This window comes from Pseudomonas fungipugnans, from assembly GCF_029955235.1.
GTDB classification, from domain to species: Bacteria; Pseudomonadota; Gammaproteobacteria; order Pseudomonadales; family Pseudomonadaceae; genus Aquipseudomonas; species Aquipseudomonas fungipugnans.
Window position 1 is genome coordinate 1,371,750 of the sequence record NZ_JARBWL010000002.1, and the last position, 12,253, is coordinate 1,384,002.

Genomic DNA, 12,253 nt, shown 5'->3' on the forward strand with positions numbered 1-12,253 from the left:
GTCCTCCGCTTAAAGACCGGCGGCCATGGCTTTGTCGATCAGCCAGTTCAGGTTCGGGCCACGGTCGCTGTTCACTTCCACCGGGCGACCGGCAAGGGTGGTGTCCAGCGGCTCGTCCGGCTTGATCACGACGCGGATGTCGGAAGACAGGTCGGCGCTTTTCAGGCTGGTGCTGCTGACGATCTTGCCGGTGCGGCTCTGGTCTTCGCCGGCAATCTGGAAGCGCACCTGGGTGCCCGGACGCACGTCGCCGAACTGGCGATAAGTGAAGCGTGCTTCAACGTTGGCTTCGCTGTTACGCGGCACCAACTGGAAGATCACGTCGCCCTTGCTGGCGTACTGACCGTCGGCGACCAGTTGCTGGGCCACGGTGCAATCGCATGGCGAGGTCAGGGTGCCGGTCATCTGCTTGCCGAACAGTTCTTCAACCTTGGCCGGTTGCAACTGGTCTTCGTCCAGATGGCCCTTGAGCACGTCGAGCATGCTGGTGCTGAAGGTCGCCAGCGGTGCGCCTTTGGCGGCGACGCCGTCGGCCTTGACCAGACTCTGCACGGTGCCGTCACGCGGCATGGTGATGTTCATGCCCGGTACGCTGACCAGGCCGGCCTGGGCGTGGCTGACGAAGTACATGCCGTACACCGATTTGAAAATGAACCCGAACGCCGCCAGGCCGACGAGGAAAATCGCCAGGCTGAACGTCACCGCTTTCAGGCGACCGAACGGGGTCATGCCGTGGCCGCCATCCTTGACCTTGCGCGCCTTGGTGAAGTTGTCGCGCTGCAGGGTCGCCAGCACTTCACCCATGCTGACGATGTCGCCGGCCAGGTGCGAGGTGATCAGGTGACGCAGGGTGGAAATATCCTGCGGTTCGAGGTTCTGGAATTGGCAACCGGTGCGGCCGGTCTGGCGATCGTAGGAGCGGATCTGCAACTCCACGTCCATCGCCAGGCCCAGGTTATCGATGACAAATTGCAGGCGGCCCTTGTGCACTTCACCAACGGTCAGGGCTTTCTGGGTGCCGGCGTTGAAGCACAGGCCACCGGCGGACAGGTCTTCGACCCGTGCTTCGAGCGGTGCGCCCGTGCTGCCGAAAAAGCGCAGTTTGGCGGGGATTTTTACCCGGGCGTGCTGACGCTGGGCTTCGGATTCATGCACTACGTTAGTGTTCACGGCGGTATTCATAAGGGCTATTTCCTGGCTAATTCAATAAGGGGGCGGTCAGACCATCATCAGCAGCACGGCGACGAAAATACTGCCGGCGGAGAAGGTCATGGTCCGAGACGACCAGGTGTTGAACCAACGTTGAAAGCTGGCGAGATCTCGGGTCAATTTGGTGTCCTGGCGGGTCCAGGATTGTTGGTCGAGGCGGAAGAACACGTAGATCTTCACCAGCGCGCCGACGATCTGGTTGTAATAGAGAATGGCCGGGTAGGCCGGGCCGATCCGGTGACCGGAGCACGACAGCAGCAGCGTCAGGATCAGGCGGGTGATGCCGATCCACAGCAGGTAGGCGAGGATGAACGCGCCGCCGTATTTGAAACTGGCGATGATCGCCACGGTCAGGCCCAGCAAGGACGTCCACATCGATACGCGCTGATCGAACAGCACCACTGAGGTGAACAGGCCAAGGCGTTTCATCCCCAGGCCCAGGGCGCGGGAGTTCTGCCGAAGGTTGTTGCCGTACCAGCGGAACATCAGTTTGCGGCTGGCCTTGATGAAGCTCTTTTCCGGCGGGTGTTCCACGGTGTGGATCGCCGCGTCGGGCACGTAGAAGGTGTCGTAGCCCAGGCGCATCAGGCTGAACCAGCTCGACTTGTCATCACCGGTGAGGAACTTGAAGCGGCCCAGGCGCCAGTGCTGCAGTGAGTCGCTCTCGACGTCGGCGATGAAGTCCGGGTCGGTGACCACGGTGGCGCGGAACACCGACATGCGTCCGGTCATGGTCAGCACGCGTTTGGACAGGGCCATGGAGCACATGTTGATGTGGCGCTGGGCGAAACGCAGCTTGTGCCATTCGCTCATGATGTAGCCGCCACGCACTTCGCAGAATTCGTTGGTGGTCAGCCCGCCGACGTTACCGAACAGCTGGAACCATGGCACGGTCTTGAGCACAACGCCTTCAGCGAGCACGGTGTCGCCATCGATCACGGCAACCACTGCTCGGTCGTCCGGCAAGTGGCGGGAGATGGCGCGGAAACCGTAGGCCAGGCCGTCGCGTTTGCCGGTGCCGGGAATGCGTACGAAGTCGAGCTTGACCCGGTCCGGCGGGTTCATCCGCGACCAGAGGCTCTTGACCAGCAGCTCATCGGACATTTCCACGATCGAGCAGACCATGGTGGTCGGCAAGCCGCAGTCGATCGCTTCACGAATCACCGAGCTGTAGACCTGGGCGGTGGTCAGCGCATCGATACGAAAACTGGTGACCATCAGGAACACGTGCGACGGATCTGCCGCCTTGCCCAGCTTGCGCACTTTGCGCCGCAGGTGCGGGTAGACGATGTACAGAAAAATCATGCCGCGCACAAAATGCGTGGCGCCCATCGAGTAGCGCCAGATCCCGATGAAGCCGATCAGGAAAATGAAGTCCTTCGACTCGGAGTCGAATGTGGACGCCGGCAACGCCATGGCGATGCCCATTAAAATACTGAGGTAAAACAGCCAACCGGCGGCCTGAAGTAGGCCGTGCTTTAGCCTGTGCATAATCTGCATCCGTCTCGATCTCGGGCGAGCCTGTTGGGTGGCCCGATGGGGTTAAGGCAGGCGAAAGTCCGGCCGGGGGTTCAAATCCCCCGGTCGGCAAACTGACTTACCAGCAGATGCCTTCGGTGCGGCCCGAAACACTGGTGGCTTTGGACATGAAGCCGACCAGGTCGACCACTTGCTTGCCGTGTGGAGCGTTCTGCGCCAGGGCGCGGAATTTCTCGTCACGGTTGCCCAGGATGATCACGTCGGAATTGTTGATCACGTCGTCGAAGTCCGAGTTGAGCAGGGACGACACGTGCGGGATCTTCGACTCGATGTAGTCCTTGTTCGCGCCGTGGACACGGGCGTACTCGACGTTGCTGTCGTAGATGCTCAGGTCGAAACCCTTGCCGATCAGCATTTCCGCCAGCTCCACCAGCGGGCTTTCGCGCAGGTCATCGGTGCCGGCCTTGAAGCTCAGGCCGAGCAGGGCGACTTTGCGTTTGTCGTGGCTGGAGACGATGTCGAAGGCGTTCTGCACTTGCGACACGTTGCTGCGCATCAGCGAGTTGAGCAGCGGCGCATCGACGTCCAGCGAACTGGCGCGGAAGGTCAGGGCACGCACGTCCTTGGGCAGGCACGAGCCGCCGAAGGCAAAGCCTGGACGCATGTAGTACTGCGACAGGTTGAGGGTCTTGTCCTGGCAGACCACTTCCATCACTTCGCGGCCATCGACGCCGACCGCCTTGGCGATGTTGCCAATCTCGTTGGCGAAGGTGACCTTGGTGGCGTGCCACACGTTGCAGGTGTACTTGATCATTTCGGCCACGGCGATGTCCTTGCGGATGATCGGCGCGTCGAGCTCTTCGTAGAGCGATTGCAGGACGTCGCCCGAGGCGGTGTCGAACTCGCCGATGACGGTCATTGGCGGCTGGTCGTAGTCCTTGATCGCGGTGCTTTCACGCAGGAACTCAGGGTTGACCGCGACACCGAAATCGACACCGGCCTTCTTGCCGGAGCAGTCTTCGAGAATCGGGATCACCACGTTCGCCACGGTGCCCGGCAATACGGTGCTGCGCACGACGATGGTGTGGCGGGTGGTCTTGTCACGCAGGACAAAACCGATCTCGCGGCACACGGCTTCGATGTAGTTGAGTTCCAGGTCACCGTTTTTCTTGCTCGGCGTACCCACGCAGATCATCGACAGGTCGGTGTCACGAATCGCTTCGGCGAAATCGGTGGTACCGCGCAGACGACCGGTCTCGATCCCTTGCGCCAGAAGTTCGCCCAGACCCGGTTCAACGATTGGCGATTTGCCTGCGTTGATCATGTCGATCTTGTCTTTGGCGACATCGACGCCAACCACGTCATGGCCTCGTGCAGACAGGCAACCGGCACAGACTGCGCCGACGTAACCCAAACCGAATATGCTGATGCGCATCGCAATTACCTCTATGTTAATCAAGCCGTTAGATGGCCGGAGTTAATGGTGTTCAGCGGTCATAGTGCACTCGAAAGTGCGGCTTACAGGCGCCGCAATACCGCGTGCAGGCATAAGTAAGTATCGAGTGTCTAAATAAATGCACTCAAGGTGTGCGCAACTAGGCCTTGTTGTTATGACGTGCCCTGTTATGCAGCCGATCCTCTGTTCAGAAGACGCTTGTGCAAAGGTGTTCCGCGCTCGATGTCTGGCGTGATACCAGTAAAATCAAGCGTTTCAATGCTCAGATGAGCATTTTTATTGGGGCGCAGCCTTGGCCATGTAGGGGATATCAATGGTGCGTATCTCCTGTCCTTTGGATGTTTCTCAAATAAGCGAACCCGCTGCGAAAGTTAATATGACAACTTCGCTACATGGCTCTCTTCTCCGTGTAAGTTATTGCTTACAAGATCCCGTAAGAATAGTTACCGGTGGTATGAGCAGTGCAATTTGACATAGTTCCTGCCCACTCATCGCGATTTTTGAAATTTCTTGAAATATTGAAAAAGATGGCACTGTATGCATTTTGATAGCACGGGGCTTTTGGCCCTTTATATACAGGCTAATATTCGGCTTAGATGGTTTTGTGCCACTACCCAAAAAATTTTTTGGTGCCACTACTGAAAAAATCGACGAATGTCGAGTGAAAGAAAATTTAGAAATGGAGAGGGTGTATTTTTGGCGCCAATAAGTTGGCGAAAAGTGGGTCGATTGTTTGACGATTGGACCGTGACGTATGTCCGGGAAAAGGGGGCTTGCAAAAATTCCTGTGGGAGCGAGCCTGCTCGCGAAAGCGGTGTGTCAGCGACATTTATGCCGGCTGGCACTCCCTCTTCGCGAGCAGGCTCGCTCCCACGGGTTTTGGGCAGGGCAGGAGCTGATCGGTTGCTTTATTCCGGTGCGTGGTCGCGCAGGAATACCAGATTGTCCGGTTTCGATTGCTCGGCGCTGTAGCGATAGCCCTGCGCGTCGAACTGCTTGAGGGCGACGGGATCATTGATGCGTTCTTCAATGACAAAACGGCTCATCATCCCGCGGGCTTTCTTCGCGTAGAAGCTGATGATCTTGTACTGGCCGTTTTTCTGGTCCTTGAACTCGGTATTGATGATGCGCGCGTTGAGGGCGTTGCGTTTGACCGCCGAGAAGTACTCGTTGGAGGCCAGATTCAGCAGCGCGTCATCGCCTTGCTCGGCCAGGGCTTCGTTCAGCCACTCACTGATGCGCGTGCCCCAGAACGCGTACAAGTCCTTGCCTCGGGCATTGGCCAGTTTGGTGCCCATCTCCAGCCGATAGGGTTGCATCAGGTCCAGCGGGCGCAACAGGCCGTACAGGCCGGACAACATGCGCAGGTGTTGCTGGGCGTAATCGAAGTCGGCTTCGCTGAAAGTCTGGGCGTCGAGGCCGGTATAGACGTCGCCCTTGAACGCCAGCAGCGCCTGCTTGGCATTGTCGGGGGTGAAGGCGGGCGTCCAGCTGCCGAAACGCGCGGCGTTAAGGCCGCCGATCTTGTCGGAGACGTGCATCAGTTCGCTGATTTGCGCCGGTGTCAGGTCGCGCAGCTGCTGGATCAGTTCCTGGGAGTGGTCCAGGTATTGCGGCTGGGTAAAGCGCTGGGTCGCGGGCGGTGTTTCGTAATCGAGGGTCTTGGCGGGGGAAATCACCATCAGCATGAAGTCGTCTCCTTTAATCGTGGGGGCGATTCTAGGGGGTTGTCGGTGTTGACTCCAGCTATCAAGTCCATAGGTGATCGGTGGTTTGGCCATAAGGACTTTTGTGGCGAGGGAGCTTGCTCCCGCTCGAGCGCGAAGCGGTCGCAAAATCCATGTGCAGGTTCTATCTGGAAAGATGGGCTGCAGCCTTTAGGGCCGCTTCGCAGCCCAGCGGGAGCAAGCTCCCTCGCCACAATGAGTTCTGCGCCGCTGCGGGAGTTGGGTCTGGATCAGCTATAGTGCCGCGCGGGTTTTGTTATGGAGACATCCCATTGCGTATCGTTTTTCTTTTTATGGCCGGGTTGCTGAGCTTCGGTGCTGTAGCGGCGCCGGGCGACATTGCGACGCTGGATCGCAGCACCTGGCCCGAACAGCTGAATAATCCGACCCTGTTCGACGTCGCCTCGCGGGCCGAGATCCTGATGTTCGCCCGCGTCCTGCTGGCCAGCGAGTCCCTCGATGAGCCGGCCCTGGCCGACCGCCTGGGCCTGCGCACGATCAATCTGGAGTCGATCAACAACCTGCGCCAGCGCATGTGGCAGCGTTTGCTGGTCAACTACAACTTCGCCCAGCAGAGCTGCGATCAGGACGCGTCTTTCTGTTTCCTGGTCGAAGACATGCCGACCCTGCGCGAGCAGGCCGCCAAGTTTCAGGTCAGCGACGAGAGCTACTACACCCGATGGGCCGAGCCGAGCCGCCTGTTCCACGCCCAGTACCTGGACGAACAGATGCGCAAGGCTGCGCTGTCTCCGCAGACCAGCAGCGAAGTCGATCATTTTGGCGACTATGAGCGCAACGGCGACGAAATGAACGACCGGCTGTTCCTGCTGAGTTTCGACAGCGCCGCCAACGCCGTTCCCGACAATACCGGCTGGGCGACCGAATACCTGCGCAAGTCGAACATCAGCGGCACCTTCTTCGTGCTCGGCAAGGACATCCAGAACCGTCTGGCCGAGCGTTCGGTGGCGGGCCTGCAAGCCCTCTATTCCGGGCAGTGCATTGGCGTCCAGGGTTGGGAGTTCCGCTCCCACAGCCATTGGCAGGACTGGCAGGACTCGGTGCGGCGCAGTGCCGATCTGGTCAAAAGCAAGCTGCCGGAGAACTACGTACCGCTGTTTCGCCCGCCTGATGGCCAGCGTCGCGCCGACGCCGGCGACTTCTTCAAGTCCCAGGGCTTGCAGGTGGCGCTGTGGGACATCGACGCGCAGGACGGCGCCGGCAAGCTCAAGGCCAGCGAGAGCGCGCAGCGGGTGCTGACCCTGATGCTGTTGTGGCGTCACGGGGTGATCAATTTCAATGTGAAGCAGGACGGGGTGAAAACCTCGATGCCCTGGCTCATCACGCAAACGGCGCAGAGCGGGATCGGTTGGGAAGACTGTCAGGACGCGTTTCGCTGAAATTGGCGAAAGCCCGTAAACATTGGGGGCGGGGCGATTCGCTGCGGCAAATCGATGCAGGCGGACTTCCGACTTTAACGGCACGCCGCCTGCACGCCAAGGGCTATTCGTCACTCTGAAAAATAAACTTCAAAAAAACGTCAAAGTGCTTTTTTCTGTCACGGGTTTTGGAGTATTACGAAGACAGACCGCCGAAACCTGCAACACAGGTGGCGTCTTCCAAGACTCCTATTGTGTGCAGTTCACTTGCCCCCCTCATCAAGAGCATCGCAGGTGAATTCGGTGGCCACTTCGAGGCGCAGCACTGTCACGGTATTGCGTCGACTGGCTCCCACAAAGGTGACCGAGTATGGATGATCACGGACGTAGCCCTTCTTCCAACCAGCCAATCCTTTATGTACTCGATACCAACGTACTGATTCACGATCCCAACGCCCTGCTCAATTTCGAAGAACACCACGTTGCCATCCCGATGACCGTGCTTGAAGAGCTGGACAAGCTCAAGAGCGGGCATCACAGCGTCGCCGCCGAATGCCGCCAGGCGATTCGCCTGATCGACAAGACCCTGGGCGATGCCAGCCCCGAAGACGTCGAACTGGGTGTGCCGATCCAGCGCGGCAAGAGTGGGCCCAAGGGGTTGCTGTCAATTCTGATGAGCAAGCGCGCCGAGCCGAACATCATTCTGCCGGAGCATCTGAACGACAACATCATCATCAACCAGCTGATCGACCTGCACGCGCGTGACGCCGCGCTGCGCCTGGTGCTGGTCACCAAAGACATCAACATGCGCCTCAAGGCCCGCGCCTGCGGGATTGCGGCCGAGGACTACAGCACCGACCAACTGGTCGACGACGTATCGCTGCTGCCCAACGGTTACCACAACATGACCGGCTCCTTCTGGGACCTGGTGAGCAAGGTCGAAACCCGCCAGGACCATGGCCGCACCTGGCATCAGGTGAAGCTGATCGACAACCTGCCGGCGGTGCATATCAACGAGTTCATCATTGATGAACAGGGCTTTGTCGGCTGGATCAAGGAGATCGAAGAGGACCGCTTGCTGATCCTCGACCTGCATCAGGAACCGCTGCTGCATCAGGAAGCGTGGGGCCTCAAGCCTCGCGACATCTATCAGAGCCTGGCGCTGTACGCCTTGCTCGACCCGGACATCCATCTGGTCAATCTGTCCGGTGCCGCCGGTTCAGGGAAAACCATTCTGGCGCTGGCCGCTGCCATCGAGCAGACCATGGTCAGCAAACGTTACCGGCGGATCATCGCCACCCGCAGCGTGCAGGGCCTGGACCAGGAGATCGGCTTCCTGCCCGGCACCGAAGCGGAAAAAATGGAGCCCTGGCTGGGCGCCATCACCGACAACCTCGAAGCCTTGCACATGGATGACGAAAACACCCATGGCAGCGTCGACTACATCCTCAGCAAAGTGCCGTTGCAGTTCAAATCCCTCAACTACATTAGGGGTCGCAGCTTCCAGCAGAGTCTGATTTTGATCGATGAATGCCAGAACCTCACGCCGCACCAGATGAAAACCATCATCACCCGTGCCGGCGCCGGTTCCAAAGTGGTGTGCCTGGGCAACCTGGCACAGATCGACACCCCTTACCTGTCCGCGACCAGCTCCGGGCTGACGTACCTGACCGAACGCTTCAAGGATTTCCCCAACGGTGTGCACATCACCCTGCAAGGGGTGCCTCGCTCGATTCTGGCCGAATACGCCGAATCGCACTTGTAACAACCTCACCCAAACCGGGCGGCCTGAAAGCCGCCCGGTTTTTATGTCCGCCACAAATCAAAATGTGGGAGCGTGGCTTGCCCGCGATGCAGGCGCTGCGGTTCACTTGTTACACCGCGGTGATGCCATCGCGGGCAAGCCACGCTCCCACAGGGATTCAACGTGATCTTGCAATCAAACTCGCGATAATCTGACCCGCAGGTTTACAATCGACGCTCCTGATCAGGAGTAACCCCGTGCTGACTCATCTCGATTCCCAAGGTCGCGCCAACATGGTCGACGTCACTGAAAAAGCCGTGACGTTTCGTGAGGCGACGGCCCAAGCGCTGGTGCGCATGCAGCCACAAACCCTGCAAATGATCGTCAGCGGCGGTCACCCCAAGGGTGATGTGTTCGCCGTGGCGCGTATTGCCGGTATCCAGGCGGCGAAGAAAACCAGTGATCTGATTCCGCTGTGCCATCCGCTGATGCTCACCGGGGTCAAGGTCGAGCTCAGTGCCGAAGGCGACGACGCCGTACGCATCGTGGCGCGCTGCAAATTGTCGGGGCAGACCGGTGTCGAGATGGAAGCGCTGACCGCCGCCAGCGTCGCCGCGCTGACGATCTACGACATGTGCAAGGCCGTGGACCGCGGCATGATCATCGAAAGCGTGCGCCTGCTGGAGAAGGTCGGTGGCAAGAGCGGGCATTTCCAGGCGGATCAGCCATGAACGTCACCGTGAAGTTTTTTGCCCGTTACCGTGAAGCGTTGGGCGTGGACTCGGTGCAGGTTGAGGGCGAGTTCGCCACCGTCGATGACGTGCGCGCGCTGTTGGCTCTGCGCGACGGTGCCCAGGTGCTGAGCGAGCAGAACCTGATGTGTGCCCGCAACGAAGACTTGTGTCAGCTCGACGAACCGCTCAGCGATGGCGATGAAGTTGCGTTTTTTCCAACCGTGACCGGGGGCTGAGCATGGCGATTCGCGTGCAGTCCACCGCGTTCGATCCGGGAGCTGAAGTCAATGCCATGCACGCAGCCAACGTTGGCGTCGGTGCGGTGGTGAGTTTTGTTGGCTACGTGCGCGATTTCAATGACGGGCTCGACGTGGCCGGGATGTTTCTTGAGCATTATCCGGGCATGACCGAAAAGGCGTTGGGCAAGATAGCCATCGAAGCCGAGCAACGCTGGCCGCTGTTGAAGCTGGAAGTGCTGCATCGCATCGGCGCCCTGGAGCCGGGTGAGCCGATTGTTTTTGTGGGTGTCGCCAGTGCTCATCGTCAGGCTGCGTTTGACGCCTGTGCCTTTGTCATGGACTACCTGAAAACCCGTGCACCGTTCTGGAAGAAGGAAAACACCAGCGACGGGCCGCGATGGGTTGAGGGGCGCGACAGCGATCATGCGGCGGCGGATCGTTGGAAGTAGTGATTCAGCTGCATTCTTTGCTGTTCATCTGATAGCTATCGCGAGCAAGCTCGCTCCCACATTTGATCTTCACATGTCACAAAATTTGTGAACGAAGCAGAACCCCTGTGGGAGCGAGCTTGCTCGCGATGACACTCTTCGCAACACCTCATTTCTCCCGGACTTGCCTATCGGCCAGAGGCGCGGCAGATCTGCGCTCGCCCGATTGACGCCAAATACATAAAAGTCCAGTATGGAATTATAAGTACAAAAAAGCCCCGCATCCCTTTCTTCAATCTTGCCCAAACCAACAACAACCCGCGAGAAACCCACCATGAAGAAACTTCCCCTTATCACCGGTCTGGCCCTGAGCCTGTTGGCCTCAAGCCACCTGTTCGCCGCCGAGCAGACCTTGCGCATCGGTATCGAAGCGGCTTACCCGCCATTCGCATCGAAAACCGACAAAGGCGAAATCGTCGGGTTCGACTACGACATCGGCAATGCCCTGTGCGCGCAGATGAAGGCCAAGTGCGTGTGGGTCGAGGGTGAGTTCGACGGGCTGATTCCTTCGCTGAAGGTGAAGAAAATCGACATGGCCCTGTCGTCCATGACCATCAATGAAGACCGCAAGAAGTCAGTGGATTTCACTCACAAGTACTACTTCACTTCATCGCGTCTGGTGATGAAGGACGGCGCGGTGGTGGACGACCAGTACGCCAGCCTCAAGGGCAAGACGATCGGCGTGCAGCGCGCCACGACCACCGACCGCTATGCCACCGAGGTGTTCGAGCCCAAGGGCATCGTCGTCAAGCGCTACGGTAATAACGAAGAAATCTACATGGACCTGGCGGCCGGCCGCCTGGATGCGATCTTTGCCGACACCATCCCGCTGAATGACTTCCTGTCGATGCCGCGTGGCCAGGGCTACGCCTTTGTCGGGCCGGAGCTCAAGGACCCGAAATACGTGGGTGAGGGCGCGGGGATCGCGGTGCGCAAGGGCAATGCCGAGTTGGTCAGCGAGCTGAATGCGGCCATCGACGGGATTCGGGCGAGTGGCGAATATCAGAAGATTTCAGACAAGTATTTCAAGTCCGACATTTACGGTGACTGATACACCGCCATCGCGAGCAAGCTCGCTCCCACATTGGACCGTGTTCGCAGGACAAATGTGGGAGCGAGCTTGCTCGCGATGGGGCCCTGTCAGTCAATACAAATCTCAGGGGTCAGCCTTTCAACTCTTTCAAATGCTTGTAAACCGTCGCCCGCCCCATGTTCAGCACATTGGCCACATAGTTCGAAGCGCTTTTGCCCTTGAAAGCCCCTTCGGCATGCAGCGCCAGCACCAGTTCGCGTTTGTGGTCGCGGGTCAGCAGGTTCAGGCTCAGCTGACGTTCACGCAGCCAGGCGTGCAGGAAGGTATTGATCCGTTCCTGCCAGTCATCGCGAAACAGTGAGTCCGGTTGCGGGATCAGTTTGCTTGGCGACAGGAACAGGTCCAGCGCCGCCTTGGCGTTTTCGAACAGTGAAATATTCAGGTTGATGCACAGCACCGCCAACGGGCGACCGTCGCCATCGCGCAGCACGGTGCTCAGGCTGCGAATCTTCTGGCCGTCCCAATTGAGTTTTTCGTACGGCCCGATGTTGGTTTCGTTGACGTCGTCGCTGAGCAAGTCTTCCAGCGCCGAGTCGTCACCGAGCTCGCGTTTGGACAGGTTGTTGGCGATGTAATCGACCTTCTGCGTGCGCAAGTCATGCAGCACCACCTCGGCGTGGGGGAAGAACAGCGTGGCAATCGCGTCGGCGATGGCGCGGAAGTTGTTCAGGGCCGGGTCTTTTTCAGGTGCGTTCATACAGTGGAACT

11 protein-coding genes are annotated in these 12,253 nt (G+C 58.9%); 6 read left to right on the forward strand and 5 right to left on the reverse strand.

From position 1 onward, the window contains the following. Positions 1–9: 9 nt before the first annotated feature. The 4 genes from POF45_RS21035 to yaaA form a co-directional block, all read right to left on the reverse strand. The gene (locus POF45_RS21035; protein ID WP_282316634.1) at positions 10–1,182 is read right to left on the reverse strand and encodes an alginate biosynthesis protein Alg44; all 1,173 of its coding nucleotides are present in this window, start codon (positions 1,180–1,182) and stop codon (positions 10–12) included. A gap of 36 nt (positions 1,183–1,218) precedes the next feature. Next, complete coding sequence (alg8, locus tag POF45_RS21040; RefSeq protein WP_409077920.1) at positions 1,219–2,700, reverse strand: mannuronan synthase; 1,482 nt, start codon at positions 2,698–2,700, stop codon at positions 1,219–1,221. Positions 2,701–2,806: 106 nt separating this feature from the next. Further along, positions 2,807–4,123 (reverse strand): nucleotide sugar dehydrogenase, encoded by a 1,317-nt coding sequence (locus POF45_RS21045; protein ID WP_259499564.1) that lies wholly within the window; start codon positions 4,121–4,123, stop codon positions 2,807–2,809. Between the two features lie 929 nt (positions 4,124–5,052). Continuing rightward, positions 5,053–5,832 carry a peroxide stress protein YaaA gene (gene yaaA / locus POF45_RS21050; protein WP_282316636.1) on the reverse strand — a complete coding sequence of 260 codons (780 nt, stop codon included), beginning with the start codon at positions 5,830–5,832 and terminating at the stop codon, positions 5,053–5,055. A gap of 311 nt (positions 5,833–6,143) precedes the next feature. Here yaaA and POF45_RS21055 point away from each other — a divergent pair, with 311 nt between their 5' ends. The 6 genes from POF45_RS21055 (at position 6,144) to POF45_RS21080 (ending at position 11,503) form a co-directional block, all read left to right on the forward strand. Then, a complete protein-coding gene (locus tag POF45_RS21055; RefSeq protein WP_282316637.1) occupies positions 6,144–7,268 on the forward strand; it encodes a polysaccharide deacetylase family protein in 1,125 nt (374 codons plus the stop codon). A gap of 349 nt (positions 7,269–7,617) precedes the next feature. Next, on the forward strand, positions 7,618–9,012 hold the full coding sequence (locus POF45_RS21060) for a PhoH family protein (protein WP_282316638.1): 1,395 nt from the start codon (positions 7,618–7,620) through the stop codon (positions 9,010–9,012). A 236-nt stretch (positions 9,013–9,248) separates the two neighbouring features. Further along, entirely contained in the window at positions 9,249–9,722 is a 474-nt protein-coding gene (gene moaC, locus POF45_RS21065) for a cyclic pyranopterin monophosphate synthase MoaC (protein WP_259499572.1), read from the forward strand. After that, positions 9,719–9,961: a molybdopterin converting factor subunit 1 gene (gene moaD, locus POF45_RS21070; protein ID WP_259499574.1), complete on the forward strand. Its 243-nt coding sequence runs from the start codon at positions 9,719–9,721 to the stop codon at positions 9,959–9,961. Before moaC ends, moaD begins: the two co-directional genes overlap by 4 nt. 2 nt (positions 9,962–9,963) lie before the next feature. Further along, positions 9,964–10,413, forward strand: coding sequence for a molybdopterin synthase catalytic subunit MoaE (moaE, locus tag POF45_RS21075; protein ID WP_259499576.1), 450 nt, complete (start codon positions 9,964–9,966; stop codon positions 10,411–10,413). 313 nt (positions 10,414–10,726) lie between these two features. Continuing rightward, positions 10,727–11,503 (forward strand): ABC transporter substrate-binding protein, encoded by a 777-nt coding sequence (locus POF45_RS21080; protein WP_282316640.1) that lies wholly within the window; start codon positions 10,727–10,729, stop codon positions 11,501–11,503. Between the two features lie 112 nt (positions 11,504–11,615). On the opposite strand, the gene POF45_RS21085 is transcribed toward POF45_RS21080, so the two are convergent. Continuing rightward, complete coding sequence (locus POF45_RS21085) at positions 11,616–12,242, reverse strand: helix-turn-helix transcriptional regulator (RefSeq protein ID WP_282316641.1); 627 nt, start codon at positions 12,240–12,242, stop codon at positions 11,616–11,618. Between the last annotated feature and the right edge of the window lie 11 nt (positions 12,243–12,253).

Bases quoted from the DNA above. Each gene is read 5' to 3' on its own strand.
- POF45_RS21035 (WP_282316634.1), bottom strand. From the start codon at position 1,182: ATGAATACCGCCGTGAACACTAACGTAGTGCATGAATCCGAAGCCCAG.
- alg8 (WP_409077920.1), bottom strand. From the start codon at position 2,700: ATGCACAGGCTAAAGCACGGCCTACTTCAGGCCGCCGGTTGGCTGTTT.
- POF45_RS21045 (WP_259499564.1), bottom strand. From the start codon at position 4,123: ATGCGCATCAGCATATTCGGTTTGGGTTACGTCGGCGCAGTCTGTGCC.
- yaaA (WP_282316636.1), bottom strand. From the start codon at position 5,832: ATGCTGATGGTGATTTCCCCCGCCAAGACCCTCGATTACGAAACACCG.
- POF45_RS21060 (WP_282316638.1), top strand. From the start codon at position 7,618: ATGGATGATCACGGACGTAGCCCTTCTTCCAACCAGCCAATCCTTTAT.
- moaD (WP_259499574.1), top strand. From the start codon at position 9,719: ATGAACGTCACCGTGAAGTTTTTTGCCCGTTACCGTGAAGCGTTGGGC.
- moaE (WP_259499576.1), top strand. From the start codon at position 9,964: ATGGCGATTCGCGTGCAGTCCACCGCGTTCGATCCGGGAGCTGAAGTC.
- POF45_RS21080 (WP_282316640.1), top strand. From the start codon at position 10,727: ATGAAGAAACTTCCCCTTATCACCGGTCTGGCCCTGAGCCTGTTGGCC.
- POF45_RS21085 (WP_282316641.1), bottom strand. From the start codon at position 12,242: ATGAACGCACCTGAAAAAGACCCGGCCCTGAACAACTTCCGCGCCATC.